This window comes from Thalassolituus sp. UBA2590 (assembly GCF_002339775.1).
In the GTDB taxonomy this organism is placed as follows: Bacteria; Pseudomonadota; Gammaproteobacteria; order Pseudomonadales; family Oceanobacteraceae; genus Thalassolituus.
Window position 1 is genome coordinate 1 of sequence record NZ_DDKU01000028.1, and the last position, 3860, is coordinate 3860.

The following is a 3860-nucleotide window of genomic DNA, read 5'->3' on the forward strand; positions in this document are numbered from 1 at the left end:
CGGTCACCGTGAACCTCAACCCAGCTGCCAGCTCTGAAATTGTCGATATCACCTTGATCACAGAAGCCGATGACGACTCAGCAACCGGCGCCGGCGCTGTCGGGATTTGGGCAACACTGATACTGCTGGGCCTTAGACGTCGTTTACTCAGCCCCAGAGCAGCTTAAGGCCTACCAGCAATGTAATGACCTCATACAGTCGCTTAATCAGCAGATTACCCGACTGTATAGAGGTATGCGCACCAAGGTAGCCGCCCACCAGCGAACCGGCAATCAAAGCAGGAATCCAGTCCCACTTCACTTCAGCGACCGCCCCCATAGTTACAGCTCCCGTGCCATTCCACCCCAGCCCCACCGCGACCAGTGTCTGAGCGACCGCGAGTTTGTACTCAAGACCGAACCAGTACACGAGCCAGAGTGTAACGAACAGGCCGGACCCTGCGGATAAGGCGCCATTGGCAAAGCCGATGATAAACAAACCCACTGCGCCGATGGCCAGCCCGGTAACGTCACGATGTTTTTCTGAGGTAGATAACCCCAGCTCAGGACGAAACCAGGAATACAAAGACAGCATCAGCGTCAGGATACCGAGCGCGATTTCCGCATGGCGCCCGTTCACGTCAAGAATAAAGAGCGCGCCCAGAACAACACCCGGTGCACCCGCAAGAAAGATAACCAGCAGAATCAGTTTATCGAGATGCCCTTCTCTCAGGTGCCGCATTGTCGCCCCAAGACCAAGAGCAACTGTCGCGATTTTATGTGTCGCCAGCGCCAGCGAGAAAGGCAGCCCCATGAAAATCAGAATAGGCAGTTGAATCAAGCCGGCTCCGCCACCAGCCAATGCTGAAAACCAGTTGGCAACAACGGCAATAAGAAACAAGACCAAATGTTCTGTATACTCGACCATAGAACTCTCAGTTAAAGGGATACCCCTGCATGACTTACGCTCTCTACTATCACGACTATTGCCCATTCTGTCAGCGCGTTCTTATGGCATTGCCGAGCTTCAGTGTTGAAGTAGAAAAGCGCAACGTAATGCAAAATAGCGCATATCGAAAGCAACAGCAGGAAGCAACCGGGCGTACCACGGTGCCGTGCCTGCTGATTGACGACGGTGAAACACAGGAATGGATGTACGAATCAGGCGATATTATCCGTTATCTGAAGTCGCTTTGATTGTCTCCAGCAGCGAACCTAACGCCTCAGATGACCCAAGCAGACGCTGAACGGTATCTACAACCGCCTGTGTCTGAGGGTCGACCTCTACATTGATCTTATCCCCCACAGTCACCAGGCCAAAGGTGGTTACATCACGAGTCTCAGGGATCAGATGCACTGCAAAACGGTCGCCAGCCACTTCCGCGATGGTCAGGCTGCAACCGTTGAGCGCAACATAGCCTTTATCTAACAGATAAGGAGCGAGATTGTCTGGTCGCTCCATCCATACCACCAGGTTATTCACGGTCTCAATAACCTCAACAACCCTGACCTGCTGCATCACGTGACCCGATAGCAGATGACCGCCAATCTCATCACCAAACTTAGCTGCACGCTCAATATTCACGATACTTCCGGCCTTCAGGTCGCCAAGATTGGTGACCTTCAGAGTTTGGCCAATAGCGTCAAAACTCACACGGCTACCAGTGCTACTACCAGCACCACTCCCAGAGCTGGCCGGAATAATTTCCCGTGCCGTCAGACAGGTGCCGTTGATAGCAACAGAAGCTCCAATCACAAGCCCATCAACAAGCTCATCAGAGAAATCAAAAATAAAGGTCGCGAAATCCTCCTTCTTGAGAACATCAGCAACAGCAAGTCGGGTCTGCACAATTCCAGTGAACATTTCGGGCCTCGGGTCATCACAGTTGTGGCCATTATGCACTATACTCGGGGCTTATTCATAAAAGTCGAACGACCCTCTGGAAGGTGATTTTGGACGTTAAAAAATCAGGGCTGATTCTGTCTGGTGGTGGTGCCCGAGCTGCGTACCAGGTCGGTGTATTAAAAGCTATCCATAAAATTCTCCCCAAAGGCCACTACAATCCGTTCGATGTTATCTCAGGAACATCTGCAGGTGCGATTAACGGCGTAGCACTTGCCAGTTATGCAGAAAATTACCGGATTGGTATTAAGCACCTCGAACGAATATGGATGCACTTCACCCCTGATCATATTTACCGCACCGATTTTCTCGGAGTTTCACACGGCATATTGAGAATGGCGCGCTCAATGGTCATGGGAAAACGATTTAAAAATGATCCAGTGTCGCTGCTCAATAATCAGCCATTACGGGAACTACTCGGCGAAGCCATTAAATTCGACCAGATTCAGGGCGCTATTGATAACGGCGCACTTCATGCGATCGCGGTTAACTGCTCGGGCCTTGAAACTGGAGAGTCAGTCGCTTTTTTCCAAGGGCATTACAGTATTACCAACTGGAACCGTCACCGTCGGATTGGAAAACGTACGCGAATAACGCTTGACCACCTCATGGCGTCTTCAGCGATTCCAATGATATTTCCTGCGGTTAAATTACACGGCGAATATTTTGCCGATGGCGCAGTTCGCCAGCTTGCGCCGATCAGCCCTGCACTTCATCTGGGTGCTGAGAAAGTCATGGTGATTGGTGTTTCGGGTATCGCCCATAAGCGCAAAGATCACGTGAAACCTCCGGCGGCTTATCCAAGCCCGGCTAAAGTCATGGGGCACATGTTAAATGCTGCCTTCCTCGACAGTATGGAAACCGATGTCGAGCGCCTGCGCCGAATTAACCGGACTCTGACCAGCATTCCTGAAGAAGTACGCAAAGAAGCAGGTATGGAGCTCAAGCCCATAGAGTTATTGGAAATTAATCCAAGTCGTTCTATTGATCAGATTGCAGGTGAACATGCTGCTGAAATTCCTAAAGCCCTGAAAATGACCTTAGGTGGCAGTGGCAACGCTGGCCCGAACGGTTCGGGTATTCTCAGTTACCTGCTGTTTTCTAAGGGCTTCTGTAAGGCACTGATTGACCTGGGTTACAGCGATGCTATGCAACGTACTGACGAGATACGCGGGTTCTTCTCAGATCATTTTGAAGGAGAAAAATAATGAACACACCGAAACGTATTGTCGTACTGACTGGCGCGGGCATTTCAGCCGAATCAGGCATTAATACGTTCCGGGATAATGGCGGCCTGTGGGAAAACCACCGCCTCGAAGATGTAGCAACGCCAGAGGCCTTCGAGCGTGACCCCGCGCTGGTTCAGCGCTTCTACAACGGTCGCCGGGCGCAACTTGCTGACGTCAAACCCAACCCTGCTCACATTGCTCTTGCTGAATTCGAAAAGGAATTTGCCGGTGACTTTTTACTGGTGACACAGAATGTTGACCATCTGCATCATGAGGCTGGCTCACAGAACCTCATACATATGCATGGTGAACTGAAAAAATCGCGTTGCCTCACCACCGGGAAAATCCATAGTCAGCAGGCAGATATTGAAGCAACCAGCCTATGTGAATGCTGTGGTACCGCCAGCTTGAGACCACATATCGTCTGGTTCGGCGAAATGCCGTTATACATGGATGAAATCTATCAAGCGTTAGAGAAATGCGACCTGTTCATCAGTATCGGTACTTCTGGCAACGTCTACCCAGCAGCCGGATTTGTAGAGGTAGCTAACAGCGTTAATGCCAGAACGGTAGAAATAAACCTGGAGCCTTCACGTGGCGCCGATGCGTTTCAGGAAGCCTTACACGGCCCGGCCTCAGTTAAGGTCGCTGAGTTTCTATCTACAATCAGCTGAGGCTCTATCTACAACCAGCTGAGGCTCCTGCTTACCCACCTCAAAGAATACAGGCATAAAAAAACCCGCCGAAGCG

At 51.0% G+C, this 3860-nt stretch carries 5 protein-coding genes; 3 read left to right on the forward strand and 2 right to left on the reverse strand.

All coding sequences use genetic code 11. The features are described 5' to 3' along the window. Nucleotides 1–147 precede the first annotated feature (147 nt). Nucleotides 148–906: a sulfite exporter TauE/SafE family protein gene (locus tag B2067_RS02755; RefSeq protein WP_297530599.1), complete on the reverse strand. Its 759-nt coding sequence runs from the start codon at nucleotides 904–906 to the stop codon at nucleotides 148–150. Nucleotides 907–935: 29 nt separating this feature from the next. On the opposite strand from B2067_RS02755, the gene B2067_RS02760 reads away from it, so the two are divergent. Beyond that, nucleotides 936–1175 carry a glutaredoxin family protein gene (locus tag B2067_RS02760; RefSeq protein ID WP_076514157.1) on the forward strand — a complete coding sequence of 80 codons (240 nt, stop codon included), beginning with the start codon at nucleotides 936–938 and terminating at the stop codon, nucleotides 1173–1175. On the opposite strand, the gene B2067_RS02765 is transcribed toward B2067_RS02760, so the two are convergent. Beyond that, nucleotides 1150–1842 (reverse strand): riboflavin synthase subunit alpha, encoded by a 693-nt coding sequence (locus tag B2067_RS02765; RefSeq protein ID WP_301387364.1) that lies wholly within the window; start codon nucleotides 1840–1842, stop codon nucleotides 1150–1152. The genes B2067_RS02760 and B2067_RS02765 overlap by 26 nt on opposite strands. Before the next feature lie 89 nt (nucleotides 1843–1931). Between B2067_RS02765 and B2067_RS02770 the strand changes: the two genes are divergently transcribed. Then, nucleotides 1932–3089 (forward strand): patatin-like phospholipase family protein, encoded by a 1158-nt coding sequence (locus B2067_RS02770; protein ID WP_301387365.1) that lies wholly within the window; start codon nucleotides 1932–1934, stop codon nucleotides 3087–3089. Beyond that, on the forward strand, nucleotides 3089–3784 hold the full coding sequence (gene cobB / locus B2067_RS02775; RefSeq protein WP_301387367.1) for a Sir2 family NAD+-dependent deacetylase: 696 nt from the start codon (nucleotides 3089–3091) through the stop codon (nucleotides 3782–3784). Before B2067_RS02770 ends, cobB begins: the two co-directional genes overlap by 1 nt. Nucleotides 3785–3860: the final 76 nt, after the last annotated feature.